Genomic DNA, 14,162 nt, shown 5'->3' on the forward strand with positions numbered 1-14,162 from the left:
GATGTCGCATGTCAGCGCGCTGGCGACAATCTCACGCCGGGCGTTTTGACCGGAGAATGCTCGAAAGGTTTTGCGGAAGACTGGTAGGGAGCATCACAGGTTGCTAGCGTGCGCTTCAAATGAACCACCCTCTGGGGGCTGATATTCCCGTGCTTAAAAGACGTCATCTTCTTGCTGCCTTTTCCTCTGTTGCCGGAGCGGCTGCGATGGGGATCCGCTCTGCTGCAGCTGAGGACTACGGTGCATTTCTCGCCGGCGTCCGATCACAGGCACTGGCGCAGGGGCTTTCTTCCAGCATCGTCTCCCGTGCTCTGGCTTTGACGCGAGAACCCAATGCCAAGGTTCTTAAGCTCGATCGGCATCAGCCGGAGTTCACCCTGACATGGGCGCAGTATCGTGATCGCGTGCTGCCGGAGTCGCGTTTTCAGAAGGGCCGTACTGTCTATTCGGGCGTAGAGAACGTCATGGCACCTGTCAGTGAACGCTTTGGGTGTGACGATCGGGGCGTGATGGGGATCTGGGGTCTCGAGTCGGGTTTTGGTGCGCATACCGGCACTTTCTCTGTCGTGGATGCCCTTGCGACTCTGGCATTCGATGGACGGCGTTCAACGTTCTTCCGTGGGGAGCTGATGAAGGCGCTCCAGATCCTGAATGATGGTGATATCGCACCGGAAGCCATGATGGGCAGCTATGCCGGTGCCATGGGGCAGGCCCAGTTCATGCCGAGCGCATATCTGCGGTATGCGGCTGACGGTGATGGTGACGGCAAGCGTAATATCTGGACGTCCCAGCCCGACGTGTTTGCGTCTATCGCGAACTATCTCGGGAAATGCGGTTGGCAGCCTTACGAGCCATGGGGCCAGGAAGTCACACTGGCCAGCGCGTTAGATAAAAGTGAGATTGGCCGGACCAATACCAAGTCGCTGGCAGAGTGGATGTCTCGCGGCGTGCGGCGGGCAGATGGTGCGCGTTTCTCCCGTACTGACGTAAAAGGCGCGATTGTGCAGCCAGATGGTCCGGGGACGCAGGCCTTTATGGTTTACCATAATTTCAACGTGATCCGTCGTTACAACCCGTCTGATTATTACGCGCTGGGCGTAGGTCTTCTGGGAACCGGCATTGTTTCTCCGTAATTTCGCGCCACTTCTGGCGTTCTTGCCCCTGGTCGGGGCGTGTCATCAGGATGATGAGCCTGCTATTGTGCCGCATCCCCACTATGAGCTGGGGAATGCGTGGCACGGCCCGCAGGGCTGGTTTTATCCCAATGAGCAGTTCGACTATCGGGCAACGGGTCTTGCGACACGTGAGGCGCCGTTACATGGGCAACTGGCTTCTGACGGAGAGGCTTGGTCTTCGGGTGGAATGACCGGGTCACACCAAACCCTTCAACTGCCGTCGATCGTGACTGTCCGAAATCTGTTGAATGGGCGGGTGGTTCGGGTCCGGCTGACCCGACGGGGGCCGGAAAGTGCAGGGCGCGTTGTTGCGTTGTCTCCAAAGGCCGCAGATCTGCTGGGCATGACGTCTGATACGCCTGTTGAGATTGTTGAAGACGAAACCGCGAGCCGTTCCGTTATGGAGGGACTGACGGGTGCACCGCATCTGGACGTCCAGTCTGCTCCGGTTGGGGAAGTTCGCGCAGAGTCGCTTGATGGTGGCGCTTCGAAAAAAGTCTATGGCAGCGACTCGTCTGTGGGTGGCCAACTGTCCGCTGCGCTCACGCCGTTACCTGTAACGTGGTCTCAGGGAATGACAGGTCCGCAGGGGCTATATGTTCTTCTTGGAAAATTTTCCGGGCATGGGGCCGCCGCGAGTGTGGCAGTGCGCTGTTCCGGCGAGGTTCAGCGTGTGCCAGATGGAGCAGGGCTGGACTGGCGCGTAAGGTCCGGACCCTATACCGATACCGCCCAGGCCGATGCGGCACTGGACCGGACCCATGCGTGCGGGGTAGAGGGCGCGCGGATCATTGTGGAATGACGGCCGTGACAAAGGCCGAACAACTGGGGACGAACGTGCGGACTAGACGCTCTCTTTTCGGTGGTGTTGCGGGCTTTGCGGCCTGTGCTTCTTTTGGCGGGCCGCTGAGTGCGCTGGCACGCCCGCACCATCATGCCGCAGCTCATGCAAAAGCCGCTGCCGCCGCTTCTGATGTTCCGGCTGCTCCGGTTGGGACGCCTGCCAATACGCCGATTGGTCCGTTCGATACCGTTGCGCGCTGGGCTTACATTGTGGATTCCAGCACGGGTGCAGTTCTGCTGGATAAATCTGCAGATGAGCGGATGGCACCATCGTCCCTGACGAAAATGATGACGGCCTATATCGTGTTCGGCATGTTGGCGACCGGACGTCTGCACCTGGAGCAGGGGCTTCCGGTCAGTGAGAAAGCCTGGCGCACGCAGGGCTCCAAGATGTTCGTGCCGCTGGGCGAGAGCGTACTTGTCTCTGAACTGATCCAAGGCATGGTCATTCAGTCAGGCAATGACGCTTGCGTTGTGCTCGCAGAAGGGATCGCCGGCTCTGAAGAGCGTTTCGTCGCCATGATGAACGAGGAAGCTCCTAAGATCGGTCTGACAAATTCGCACTTCATGAACGTGACCGGTCTGCCTGCCGAAGGGCATTACATGTCCGCGCATGACGTTGCGACCGTGGCCATGCACCTGATCCGTGACTTCCCGCAATATTACCATTTCTTCGGTGAGACGGAATTCACGTTCAACAAGATCCGTCAGGGCAACCGTAACGTCCTGGTCGACAAGGGACTGGCTGATGGCCTGAAGACGGGCCACACCGATGCGGGTGGGTTTGGTCTCTGTGCCAGCTCGAGCCGGAACGGAAATCGCGTGATTGTCGTGATTAACGGGACAGCGTCCAGCAATGAGCGCGCGCATGAAGGTGAACGCCTCATGTCCTGGGCGTTTGCAAACTTCGAAAATGCCACGTTGTTCCGTAAGGGGCAGGTTGTGGATCATGCGCCGGTCTGGATGGGGGAACACAAGGCTGTACCGCTAGTCGCGGGTGCTGACATTGTGATGACCATGCCGGTGGGCTGGCAGCAGCGCTCCCACATTGCAGTGGATTATGCGTCACCAGTGATTGCACCGGTCGTTGAAGGTCAGGCCTGTGGCGCGATCGTAATTTCAGCGCCGGGCATGGGTGACATTCGTGTGCCGCTTCAGGCTGGTGCATCCGTTGCAAAACTCGGACTGGTTGGACGTGCGATGGCGCGCCTTGGTCATGGCCCTGCAAATTAAAAACGGTTTGTTCGTTACGCTGGAAGGTGGCGAGGGCGCGGGGAAATCCACGCAGGCGCGCCTTCTGGCAGACCACATTCGTGGGCTAGGGTACGAAGCTATTCTGACTCGCGAGCCAGGCGGAACGCCGGGCGCAGAGGCAATCCGGCACCTTCTGCTGTTCGGAGAAGAAGAGCTGGCCTGGCGGGCAGAGGTGCTGGCTCATATGGCAGCCCGCTGTGACCATCTGGATAACCTCATTCTTCCGGCTCTTCAGCGCGGCGCAGTTGTAGTTTGTGATCGGTTCCATGATTCGACGCTGGCTTATCAGGGCTATGGTGTTGGGCGAGGATCAACGGAACGTCTGGACTTCATTACCGGCGCACGACGTCTTGTCGGGCGAGAGCCTGATCTGACCTTGCTGCTTGAACTCCCGCGCGAACAGGCGCTGGAGCGACTGGAAAGTCGCGGAGGCCGGACAGACCGATACGAAGGACAGGCTGAGGCTTTTCATCAGCGTGTCCTTTCTGGCTTCGATGCGATTGCCAAGGCAGAACCGGAGCGCGTGAAGCGTATTAACGCTGGCCGCACTCCTGAAGCTGTCAGCCGATCCCTTCTGGATGCTGTGTCGGAGAAGCTCGGTCATACGGCGTGCGCGTCTGACGCGTGACGGATCCACGGCACACATTCGACCTGCGAGGCCACGAAGCGGCTGAAGAGACGTTTCGTGCTGCCCTTGCGTCTGGGCGATTACATCATGCATGGCTGATTTCCGGCCCTGCCGGGATTGGAAAGGCGACGCTCGCGTTCCGACTGGCGCGGATACTGCTGAATGGAGAAGATCCAGCCTCTGCAGCCGCACGGCGTATTACAGCTGGGACACACGGAGATCTTTTGGAAATCTCGCGTGCAGTGGACGAGAAAAAGGGTCGTTTGCGGGGCGAAATCACGGCTGCAGATGTGCGGCCCGTGCAATCTTTCCTGCACCACACAGCCACGGAAGGTGGGTGGCGTGTCGTGATCGTGGACGGCGCGGAGTATCTGAACCGTTTTGCAGCAAATGCGCTTCTGAAAATTCTGGAAGAGCCGCCCCCGAAAGCTATCCTGCTGCTGACAACCGCGTCTCCGGGACGGCTGCTTCCGACCATCCGTAGCAGATGTCGCGCGCTTGCCCTTTCGCCTCTGCCTGACGCGGATATGCGCGTGCTGGTTCCTGATGTTCCGGAAGATGTTCTTGCGCGGTCTCATGGTTCTCCAGGGCGCGCATTGTTTCTTGCTCAGGATCGGGACGGAGCGATTGCTGCGTTTGTGGCGGAAATACTGGCGGGGAAGACGCTTACGGCTGATATGCTTCCTCTCATTGACCGGATTGCCCGTGAGACGGAAGGTTTCGCATTGCTCTGTGATTTGCTAGGCGAGGGACTGGCAGACCGTGCACGCTCGGCAGCACGACGTGGCGACCTGCCTGTTGCTGATTCTTCTGCCCGTCAGTGTTCGGAACTTGATACACTGAGGCGGCAGACAGACGGTTTTAATCTGGACAAGGCCCAGGCCATCCGTCAGGCAGTAGAACTCGCTGCCGGAACGTGAATGGCTCAGGCATGACAAGACGAGTGGACATGACGCGGCGCTTCACCATTACAACTCCGATTTTCTACGTGAACGGCGCTCCGCATATCGGGCATGCCTATACGTCCATCGCGGCGGACGTTCTGGCCCGGTTCCATCGCCTGAACGGTGAAGACGTTCTGTTCGTCAGCGGGACGGACGAGCACGGCCAGAAGGTTGAGCAGACCGCGACCGCTCAGGGCATGGAGACGCAAGCCTACGCCGACAAGATTTCTGCGTCTTTTCGCCAGATGCAGCAGGACATGGCGATCTCCACGGATGAGTTCATCCGTACGACGGATGAGCGCCACAAGGTTGCTGCAAGTGCATTGTGGGAAAAAGTTGCGGCTAACGGTCACATCTATCTCGGCGCGTATGAGGGCTGGTACTCCACACGCGATGAAGCGTTCATTGGTGAAGATGAGCTGGTCAAGAAGCCGGATGGCACGATGGTTGCTCCATCCGGTGCGCCAGTAGAGCGCGTCAAGGAGCCGTCCTACTTCTTCAAACTGTCCGAGTTTCAGGACCGTCTGCTGAAGCTGTATGAAGACAATCCCGAGTTTATTGGTCCGCATGGACCGCGTCGGGAGATCGAGAGCTTCGTGAAGCAGGGGCTGAGGGATCTTTCCGTCAGCCGCACCAGCTTCAAATGGGGTATTCCGGTTCCGAACGATCCGGATCACGTCATGTATGTCTGGTTCGATGCGCTCGCCAACTATCTGACGGCTGTGGGCTACCCGGATCTGAATGATCCGCGTGTGAAGTTCTGGCCGGCGGACCTGCATATTGTTGGCAAGGAAATCGCCCGGTTCCATTGCGTGTACTGGCCGGCTTTCCTGATGGCTGCGGGTATTGAGCTGCCAAAAAGCGTCTTCGCCCATGGCTGGTGGACGGTCGAAGGCGAGAAGATGAGCAAGTCTCTCGGCAACGTTCTGGACCCGAAGGCGCTGGCTGATGAATTCGGTCTGGATGCGCTGCGGTTCTTCCTGATGCGAGAAGTGCCGTTTGGTGGTGATTCAAACTTCAGCCGTCGTTCGATGATTACGCGCACAAACGTCGAACTGGCGAACGATCTCGGCAATCTGTGCCAGCGGACGCTGAGCCTCGTGGCGCGCAATCTTGGTGGCGTTGTCCCGGAACGCGGGCCACAGACAGAAGACGATCTGACCATTCTGGCCACGGCGCAGCTTCTGCCGTCTCTGATGAGCGAGCAGATCGAGCGCAAAGCCATTACGGATGCGCTTGAGGAAGTCTGGAAGATCATCCGTGCGGCCAATTCTTACATTGACCGTCAGGCACCCTGGGCGCTGAAGAAGACTGATCCGGAGCGGATGGCGCATGTTCTGCGTGTGTTGCTGGATGTGATCCGTGCGATTGCGACGATGCTTCAGCCCTATATGCCCAACACGATGGACAAGATGCTGACCCAGCTTGGTGTGGAAGAGAGCGAGCGCACATTCGCTGCTCTTGAAACGCCGCTTCCAGGTGGTCGCACATTGCCGAAGCCGGAAGGACTGTTCCCGCGCTTCGTCGTCGAGGACGCAGAATGACGGGACTGATCGACAGTCATTGCCATCTTGATCGTCTGGACGATGTGCCTGCCGCGCTGGAGATCGCGCGGCAGTCTGGTCTGGCTGGCATGATTACGATCGGGACGCGCTTTTCACAGGCAGAGACCCAGATTGGTCTGACGCGCTTTGACACGCCAGACCTGCGCGTCTGGTGTGCCATCGGCACGCATCCGGATCATGTGGGTGAAGAGCGTCTTCCTTCTGTGGAAGAGCTGGTTCAGAAAGCCGAGCCATCCTGCGTGGTGGCTATTGGTGAATCCGGGCTGGATTATTTCCACAGTGGAGATGAGGCGAAACCGGCGCAGCACGCTGCATTCCGCACACATATTGCTGCGGCTCGTGAGACAGGTTTGCCGGTCGTCATTCATACGCGACAGGCAGACGATGATACGATCGCGATTTTGCGCGAAGAAAGCGGGAAGGGTGCGTTTCCTTTTCTGATTCACTGCTTTGCTTCGGGGCCCAAGCTTGCTGAGGCTGCGCTCGAACTCGGGGGCTATATCAGCTTCTCCGGACTTCTGACGTTTCCGAAATGTGAGGAAATCCGGGATGTTGCGCGGATCGTTCCTGAGGATCGGCTGCTGGTTGAAACGGACAGTCCGTTTCTTGCGCCCGTTCCAAAGCGCGGTAAGCCGAATACACCGGGATATGTGGCCCACACAGCTGCGCGACTGGCGCAGGAGCGGGGGGTTTCTGCTGAGAAAATCGCGGATATCACCACCGAAAACGTATATCGTCTTTTTGCAAGGACACGCCTGTGAAAGTCACAATCCTTGGATGTGGAGGTTCTGCTGGCGTGCCAATGCTTGGCGGTCAGAACGGCTCACAAACGGGGATCTGGGGGCACTGTAATCCGCAGAATCCCAAGAACAGGCGTACGCGTTCTTCGATTGTTGTTGAAGGTGAGGGTGGGTTTCGGCTTCTGGTTGATTCCGGGCCGGACTTCCGCTCTCAAATGCTGAATTGTGGCCTGAGCCACATTGATGCAGTGCTCTATACGCACCCGCATAGTGACCACATTGCAGGACTTGATGATCTGCGGGCCATCAACCGTGTGATTGATAAACCACTTCCGCTTTTGGCCGCGCAAAGCACTTTGGAAGAGCTTCGGCAGCGGTTTGCCTATGCGTTTGCGCCTTGGAAAGGCCCGGATTTTTATCGTCCGGTTTTCAATGAGCAAGTCGTTACAGCTGGAGAAGACATCGATTTTCCCGGTCTGGAAGGGCGTATTTTCGAGCAGCGTCATGGGCGGATCACGTCTCTGGGGCTGCGGTTTGGAAAATTTGCCTATTCCACGGATGTTGAAACATTGTCCGAAGACGCTCTGACGCTTCTGGATGGTGTGGATACGTGGGTTGTGGATTGCTTCCAATATGAACCGCATCCAGCTCATGCCTGGCTGGAGCGTGTGTTGGAATGGCGCACGAAAATCAGGGCAGGGCGCACAATCCTGACTCATATGGGCACAGATATGGATTACGACATTCTATGCCAGACCCTGCCGCCGGATGTGCGTCCGGCTTATGATGGAATGGTTCTGACGTTCTGAAAAACCGGGCAGGGTGGTCTGCCCGGTCTTTGTGGCTGCTCAGAAGGTGATCATCGCGCCCGCTGACATGGTATGATCGCTCTCATGGTTCGGGCCATGAGCATCGGATTCCGTATGGGCATATTCACCCACGAGGAACATCCAGTCTGTCAGTGTGTAATAAAGTGCTCCAACTTCGGACTGATTGCGACGGACCAGCGATGGATTGTCTTCGCCTGCAGCCTGATAAAGATTGCTGACACCATAGCTTCCAACCAGCTTCAGGCGTGGCAGAATCTTGTAGGAGGCCTGAACGTAGTATCCTTCCGAGTTTCGCTTGCGGCCGGACTGGGAAATTCCGTCAAACAGCAGGCCGGTCGTGCCCAAACCATTACCGTAATAGTAATAAGCCACGCCTTCAAACGGTCCGCGGGAGAGCTTGACGCCAACATCGCCTGCAGCGACGGTCGCGCCTTTGCGGCTGTCTGTGCCCAGGGTTGAGCTTGTCAGGTTCTGGACGTGCTGGGTCAGGAAGCTGGCCCAGAGGCGTGTGGTGAATCCTGCAATTTTTGCGTCGTAGGTAACTTTACCCTGAACCATTGGCGAGCTGTGCTGCGTGCTTGTCGCAGACAGTCCACCGCCAGCATAGTTGAACGGATCCAGCGGCGTCATGATGCCGACAGATCCCTGAAGACCATGCCACTTTGGGGAAATGTAGGTGATCTGTGGGAGCCAGTCCGTGTAGACGTAACCTACACCAATGCGGCCCAGAGATGTATTGGCCGGGTTGGCATTACTGCCCGTACTGCCGACACTCAGCAGTGTTGCATCATTCAGAATGGCATCAGATGCGAACAGGGCAATGTCACGACCGATCTTGATGGTACCAAGTCTGTCGGTGCCAGCTGTCATGTACACCTGACGGAAATCAACGCCCGCTGTTCCGAGGCCCACGGGGCTACCACCGGAGTTGGCGTTGAACGCGCCGACATCTGCGTTGTTCAGTCCCGGATACATTCCGAAGACCGCGCCAAGTTTGATGCCGTCCTGAACCGTGTTCAATTTCAGGATGAGGCCACCAGGAAGCAGGCCGTTTCTGACGGATGAGGAATCAAATCCACTGGAGCCGGTGGAGACGCCACCTGCGACGGGCTTGCCGCCGCCAGGGCTGTTATACGTGTAAAATCCATTGACGAAGCCTGAGAGATTGATCTCGATCTGGCCGGCCTGAACGGTTACGCCTTTGCCTGCGACATAAGGTTTGACGCGCACAACGCTATCTGGATCGTAGCTCGCGCGCGCCTGACGGAGCATGGAACGTGTGTCGCGTGCATCAGCCGCAGCTTCACTGGCTGCACGGCGTGCGGCCTGAGCGGCAGCGATGGTTGTGACGTCGGGGGGCTCCAGGCTGCCGTCATACTGAGTGGGGTTATAGCGGCGGTATCGGTTGCGTTTTGCCGGGTTGGAAGATGCCTCGGATCGGCTATGTCGCAGATGGTGTGCCAGAAGGCTGTTATATTCTCCGTGTGTCAGGCTGCCTTTGGCCCGAAGGATATCCAGAAGTTCGGTGTAATCGTCGGCATGTGCGGTTGCAGGAAGAACCGTGAGAGACCCAACAGAAAAAACGCAGCTCAGAAAAGCAATCTGGCGCAATGAAAGGCGTGGCATGCAACAACCGCTCCAGCGGAGGATCCGGTTCACGACAATGGGTTCGTGCACCAGAAGAATTGATCTTCGTTTCACGTTAGCGCCAAAAATGACATTCTTCGCAACAAGTCATCGTGTATCACGGATATGTGAGTTTTCCGGCTGTTTTTGATGTATAAGTTGGCATAATATATATTATACGACATCCGTGTGAAGCGAAATATTGAGCCTCTTCTGCATTTGAAAACCCAGCCTTGGAGACTGAAATCGGCTTATTCTCCACGTTTTTGGCCTGGTTTGACGTTCTTTGCATTGAGTTAAGTGATTTATGGCATTTTGCCACTTTCTCTGATGCTTATGGCTCTCTGGTATATCGCCGCGTGCGAATTTTCATTCAGTGGCAAAATGCCATAATAACTGATCGCGGTTTGTTGATGGCATTTTGCCATAAATTTTTAGCCTCTTTACCCATGGTCTGATTGGCCTTTACCCATGGTCTCTCCTCTCTTCAGGCTGTGAGACTGTTTTGACCGAAGTGATTCCGAACGACCCTGTGGTCGATGCCGTGAAAGTGCCGTCTTCCAAGGATTTGTTTGGGCATCCCAGAGGGCTTTGGGTCCTGGTGCTGACTGAAGGCTGCGTAGCATTCTCGCTTTACGGCATGCAGGCCATTCTGGTGCTCTATCTGGCGGACTACCTGCTTCAGCCCGGGCATGTAGATCATGTGCTGGGTATGAGTGCGTTGAAGTCTTTCCTTAGTGCGATTTACGCACCGGTCGGGACACAGGCTACGGCAGGTGCAATTACTGGCCTTTTTCTGGCACTGATTTACGCAACCCCTCTTCTCGGCGGTATCGTCGCTGACCGGTTTCTCGGTCGAACCCGAACCATTTTCCTCGGTGCGATCCTTATGACAGTCGGGCATGTTCTCATGTCTTTTGACTGGAGTTTTGTCATCGCCATCACCACGCTCCTGTTAGGGCTTGGTGCGGCTGGTGGTTTACGCGCGCAGGTTGGCGCTCTTTATGCACTGGACGATCCACGACGCTCAGAGGCCTATCAGATCTATTCGTTGGGTGTTCAGGCTGCGGTCATCGCAGCTCCTGCCCTATGCGCTTATCTTGCCATCAAGGCCTGGCACTGGGGCTTTCTGGCAGCCAGTCTAGGAATGCTGACGGGGCTTTTCGTCTATATGTTGGGTAGGCGCTGGCTGCCGGAAGACGGCCATTCCAAAGCAATCATCCCTCGCCCATCTTTGACCCCTGCGGAAAAGAAAACAACAGTTCTGCTTTTGGCGCTTTTGCCCGTTCTGGCTCTGAGCGCCCTGCCAAATTCCGAAATTTTCGATGGTTATTTGTTGTGGGGTCGTGAGCATTACCAACTGACACTTCTGGGGCACCCGTTCCCGGTCAGCAGTCTTGTGTCGCTGGATGGTCTGGTCAGTACTGTTTGTACGATTTCTGTTCTTGGTTTCTGGAAGCTCTATAATCGCCGTCGCCCGGACCCAGCGGAAATCACAAAGGTTGCCATCGGGGCCTTTATCGCGTCGTGTGGCCCGCTCGTTCTGGCCCTTGCATCGTGGCTTTATCCTGCGCCGCATCAGGTCAGTCTGCTATGGGGCATTGCTTTTCATACGATCAACGATATCGGCTTCAGTATGAGCTACGCGATCGGTATGGCGTTATATTCCCGTGCTGCTCCTGCGAGCCTCAATACTATCCTTGTCGCCTGCTTCACCCTGCATCTCTTTCTGGCAAACCTGATGATCGGGAAACTTTCAACCCTGATCGGCCATGTCGCAGATGTCCCGTTCTGGCTTATTCACAGCGGGGCGTGTCTGCTGGCAGCCTGTATTCTATTGGGATGCTCTTTCCTTTGGCGGGATCTGCTGGCGCCTGAGAAAAGAGCTTCGTAATTGAAAGTAGCATAAGGCCGGAATGAGGCTCAGGAAGACGCAATTCCCTTGAGCCCCTGAGCGGGAGCCAGCCTCACGCCTTCTGCCGTTTTCACGACGTATGGGTCCAGAAGGCCGTCTGCGCGCTTATTGCTTCGAGCGATGATGAGACGCTGGACAATCGGGTAGTCGGTGATCAGTTTTTCGAATACCGGCTTGGGGATTGCCAGAAGATGGCTGAACTGAAGCGACCGGACTGTGCCCTGTAGCCTCTCGCCGCGAATAACAGAGGCAGCACCGATCAGATCTCCGCTGCCAAACAGAATTTCACGCTCTGGAAGATGAACTTCGGCCAAGCCCGCAACCTGTGCATAGACGACCCTGGCTTTCTGCCCACGCTTGAAAAGCACTTCGCCCGGTGAAACGAAACGCATCGCGACCTTCCGGGACAATGTGTGCAGCACACTGTCCGGCACGCCATTGAAAGCTGGGAAAGCTCGCAGCCGCTGTTCAATGCCGCTCTTGAGATTAAAGCGCAGGGGAGCTTCAAGGCGCGCGCTCCGGCGTTCAATATCCCGGTGTAGTTCCCGATGCAGCTCCTCGGAAATGAGATTGTCAGCCTGAAGCGCATCGTATTCTTCGTCTTCCAGGCGCAGCGCGATCTGACGGAGAATACGGCTTTCGAGAGCTTCCGAGTAACCGGAATAATGCAGACGGAGTGTTTCCAGAGCATCGTCCAGAAGCTTGCGCTGACGTCCCAGAACCTCGGACACGATTTCCGTAATACGCGGGCCGAGAGTTGGCTCCATGCGCTGCCTTACAAAGCGCTGCAACGACAGTGACACGAGATGCGCGATGATCAGCATCTCGAAGCGTTCCATCATCGCGTACATCAGAGGTTCGTCGAAATGGAAGCGGCTGTGCAGTTCCTGGGCAACCCGGAATCTCACCGGCGGCTGTAGTCGGCGCTTCAGGGCGCGGACATAGCCATAACGTCCTTCGAGACGCGCGCCATCGGCCATGGCTTCAGCCGTCCGCAGGAGCGTTTCCATGACTCGGCGCGACAGGCCCTGAATGCGAAACAGGTCCAACAGAAGAGAGCGTTCCTGATTGGCAATCGTGATGAGCGCGATATTGACGCGAGCGCGGTCGCTCAGGGCAGATTCAAAATTATTGGCCGCCCTCTCCTTTTCAGCGCGCTTTTCGATCCGGCTGATGACACCAATGCGCGTCTGCTCGCTAAAGCCCAGTTCATCAGACATCACGCGCGTCCGTTCCGCGACTTCACCAAGGCCGATCCCAAGGATCTGCTGGCGGATCGCCTGATCGATCGGTGACAGTTGATCAAGCTTCAGGAACAGGACGAGTGAACGCAGGGTCGTCCCGTTAACCAGTAGGGTAATCAGCACGAAGCCGGTTGCGATGATACCGATGAAGTGCGCCACGGGGCTTGAGACGCTCTGGTTTTCGGTCACGGCCAGCGCGAGCGCCAGAGTAATGGCGCCACGAAGTCCGCCCCACACCATGGTAGCCTTGAAAGGCGTTGGGACAGGTGGCGAAAGCTTGGTGAAGGCGAGGATCGGCAGCATACCGAACACAACGGCACCGCGCGCGACCAGACCTGCCACGCTCGCGATCAGGATGAGCACACAGTCCCACTTGGTCATGCCAATCAGGAGGCGCGGAACCAGCATGGAGGCAAGAAGGAACACGAGAGAGCCTGCCCAGAAAACGAGCTGCTGCCAAAGCTCGTTCAGAAAGCGCCAGACTTGCGGACGGAAGGTGGACGGTCCGTAAGCTGAGACTGTCAGACCCGCTGCTGCGGTAGCGACAACGCCGGAGAAGCCGAGCATTTCGTCACAGAGAATATAGACCGTGTATGGCAGAGCGAGGGTCAGGGTGATTTCTGCTGCCGGTGCGCCCCCCAGGCCCGCGATGAGCAGCAGGGTCAAGCGGCCAAGACAGACGCCGACAACAATGGCACCACCAAAAGCCGACGCAAAATCAACGACCGCCTCACCGAGATGGATGTGCCGGTGGGAGGTGACGGAGGCCAGCAGGATGGCGAAAATCGCAATCGCGGCGGCATCGTTCAGGAGCGCCTCACCTTCGACAAGGCGCGTCAAACGTGACGCAGCGCCGATCTCCCGGAAGATGCCTGCCACGGCTGACGGATCAGTCGTGGCGACAATGGATCCAAGGAGAAGGCAGACCACCAGGCTCTGATTGGCGAAGGGGTAAAGCGCCAGACCAATGGTGGCTGTGGAAACCACAACCGCCACAACCGCCAGCAGAAGCACTGTCGCTGTCTCATGGGCCAGACGACGAACGTCGATGCCCATGGCACCCTGGAACACCAGAATGGGCAGGAAGATCAACAGGAAGGCCTCACTGTTGATCGGGAAATAGATCAGGGCTTCGGCGGCGCCATCCAGCAGGTCCGTTGCGGAGGAACGAACAACAAGAGACGCAGCGCCACCCAGAACGATGCCAGCAAGGGCCAGCAGAACCGTTTCGGAAATCTCAAGCCGTTTGGCCAGAGGCTGAATGATGCTGACGAGCGTGAGCAGGAACGCAATCGCGAGAAGAACGGCTGCAAGGCCTGTCACCATCATTGTATTCCGTACTCCCTTGGTTCGAAAACCATCCTAGAGACGGTTGCCGCCCCACGATAGCTCTGTCTT

At 57.1% G+C, this 14,162-nt stretch carries 11 protein-coding genes; 9 read left to right on the plus strand and 2 right to left on the minus strand.

Going from position 1 to position 14,162, the window contains the following annotated elements; genetic code table 11:
• Positions 1-149: 149 nt before the first annotated feature.
• The 8 genes from ABDK75_RS06060 to ABDK75_RS06095 are packed head-to-tail and all read left to right on the plus strand — an operon-like array spanning position 150 to position 7,958.
• Positions 150-1,133, plus strand: a complete 984-nt coding sequence (locus ABDK75_RS06060; protein WP_099212368.1) for a lytic murein transglycosylase — start codon at positions 150-152, stop codon at positions 1,131-1,133.
• On the plus strand, positions 1,120-1,977 hold the full coding sequence (locus ABDK75_RS06065) for an RlpA-like double-psi beta-barrel domain-containing protein (RefSeq protein ID WP_346005227.1): 858 nt from the start codon (positions 1,120-1,122) through the stop codon (positions 1,975-1,977). Before ABDK75_RS06060 ends, ABDK75_RS06065 begins: the two co-directional genes overlap by 14 nt.
• The gene (locus tag ABDK75_RS06070; protein WP_046901487.1) at positions 1,974-3,251 is read left to right on the plus strand and encodes a D-alanyl-D-alanine carboxypeptidase family protein; all 1,278 of its coding nucleotides are present in this window, start codon (positions 1,974-1,976) and stop codon (positions 3,249-3,251) included. Before ABDK75_RS06065 ends, ABDK75_RS06070 begins: the two co-directional genes overlap by 4 nt.
• Positions 3,235-3,900 carry a dTMP kinase gene (gene tmk / locus ABDK75_RS06075; RefSeq protein ID WP_346005228.1) on the plus strand — a complete coding sequence of 222 codons (666 nt, stop codon included), beginning with the start codon at positions 3,235-3,237 and terminating at the stop codon, positions 3,898-3,900. Before ABDK75_RS06070 ends, tmk begins: the two co-directional genes overlap by 17 nt.
• Positions 3,897-4,820 carry a DNA polymerase III subunit delta' gene (locus ABDK75_RS06080; RefSeq protein ID WP_099212377.1) on the plus strand — a complete coding sequence of 308 codons (924 nt, stop codon included), beginning with the start codon at positions 3,897-3,899 and terminating at the stop codon, positions 4,818-4,820. The genes tmk and ABDK75_RS06080 overlap by 4 nt, the downstream gene beginning before the upstream one ends.
• A gap of 29 nt (positions 4,821-4,849) precedes the next feature.
• Positions 4,850-6,388, plus strand: coding sequence for a methionine--tRNA ligase (gene metG, locus ABDK75_RS06085; protein WP_346005229.1), 1,539 nt, complete (start codon positions 4,850-4,852; stop codon positions 6,386-6,388).
• On the plus strand, positions 6,385-7,170 hold the full coding sequence (locus ABDK75_RS06090; protein ID WP_346005230.1) for a TatD family hydrolase: 786 nt from the start codon (positions 6,385-6,387) through the stop codon (positions 7,168-7,170). Before metG ends, ABDK75_RS06090 begins: the two co-directional genes overlap by 4 nt.
• Entirely contained in the window at positions 7,167-7,958 is a 792-nt protein-coding gene (locus tag ABDK75_RS06095) for an MBL fold metallo-hydrolase (RefSeq protein ID WP_211498116.1), read from the plus strand. Before ABDK75_RS06090 ends, ABDK75_RS06095 begins: the two co-directional genes overlap by 4 nt.
• 39 nt (positions 7,959-7,997) lie before the next feature.
• Here ABDK75_RS06095 and ABDK75_RS06100 read toward each other — a convergent pair whose 3' ends face one another.
• Positions 7,998-9,605 carry a porin gene (locus tag ABDK75_RS06100; RefSeq protein WP_346005231.1) on the minus strand — a complete coding sequence of 536 codons (1,608 nt, stop codon included), beginning with the start codon at positions 9,603-9,605 and terminating at the stop codon, positions 7,998-8,000.
• A gap of 514 nt (positions 9,606-10,119) precedes the next feature.
• Between ABDK75_RS06100 and ABDK75_RS06105 the strand changes: the two genes are divergently transcribed.
• Positions 10,120-11,499: an MFS transporter gene (locus ABDK75_RS06105; RefSeq protein ID WP_346005829.1), complete on the plus strand. Its 1,380-nt coding sequence runs from the start codon at positions 10,120-10,122 to the stop codon at positions 11,497-11,499.
• A 29-nt stretch (positions 11,500-11,528) separates the two neighbouring features.
• Here the strand turns inward: ABDK75_RS06105 and ABDK75_RS06110 are convergent, their stop codons facing one another.
• The gene (locus ABDK75_RS06110; protein ID WP_099212391.1) at positions 11,529-14,093 is read right to left on the minus strand and encodes a cation:proton antiporter; all 2,565 of its coding nucleotides are present in this window, start codon (positions 14,091-14,093) and stop codon (positions 11,529-11,531) included.
• Positions 14,094-14,162 lie beyond the last annotated feature (69 nt).

Source organism: Gluconobacter sp. OJA (assembly GCF_039638325.1).
Classification (GTDB): domain Bacteria; phylum Pseudomonadota; class Alphaproteobacteria; order Acetobacterales; family Acetobacteraceae; genus Gluconobacter; species Gluconobacter cerinus.

Coding starts and splice junctions, on each gene's coding strand:
- ABDK75_RS06100 (WP_346005231.1), bottom strand. CDS start 9,605: ATGCCACGCCTTTCATTGCGCCAGATTGCTTTTCTGAGCTGCGTTTTT.
- ABDK75_RS06070 (WP_046901487.1), top strand. CDS start 1,974: ATGACGGCCGTGACAAAGGCCGAACAACTGGGGACGAACGTGCGGACT.
- tmk (WP_346005228.1), top strand. CDS start 3,235: ATGGCCCTGCAAATTAAAAACGGTTTGTTCGTTACGCTGGAAGGTGGC.
- metG (WP_346005229.1), top strand. CDS start 4,850: ATGACGCGGCGCTTCACCATTACAACTCCGATTTTCTACGTGAACGGC.
- ABDK75_RS06110 (WP_099212391.1), bottom strand. CDS start 14,093: ATGATGGTGACAGGCCTTGCAGCCGTTCTTCTCGCGATTGCGTTCCTG.
- ABDK75_RS06090 (WP_346005230.1), top strand. CDS start 6,385: ATGACGGGACTGATCGACAGTCATTGCCATCTTGATCGTCTGGACGAT.